This window comes from Pseudonocardia sp. EV170527-09 (assembly GCF_008369905.1).
Taxonomy (GTDB): Bacteria; Actinomycetota; Actinomycetes; order Mycobacteriales; family Pseudonocardiaceae; genus Pseudonocardia.
In genome coordinates this window covers 1-288 of the sequence record NZ_VRMC01000407.1, presented here as the reverse complement: position 1 = coordinate 288, position 288 = coordinate 1, and the positions used below count along the sequence as shown (strand labels likewise).

Below are 288 nucleotides of genomic sequence, written 5' to 3'. Positions count from 1 at the left end.
GATGTCTACGACATCACCCGCAAGCCGCGCGGCCATTTGGGCTTTGGCGGCGGCGTGCATGCCTGTCTCGGCACCGCGATCGCCCGTCTCGGCGTGAAGATCGCCTTCGACGAATTCCACAAGGTCGTGCCGAATTACCGCCGCACCCAGGAGCAACTGGCCTGGATGCCGTCATCGACGTTCCGCAGCCCGATGCTGCTCGAGCTGGCCGTGCACTGAGGGAGAGGGCGATGGTTAGCATCATCTATGTCGAGCCCTCGGGCAAACGCCACGCCGTGAATGTCGAGG

General features: G+C 63.9%; 1 protein-coding gene. It reads left to right on the top strand.

The genetic code is table 11. The features are described 5' to 3' along the window. Positions 1–219, top strand: a 219-nt coding sequence (locus FVA95_RS29630; RefSeq protein WP_149666969.1) for a cytochrome P450, incomplete at its 5' end; no start/stop codon positions are given. Between the last annotated feature and the right edge of the window lie 69 nt (positions 220–288).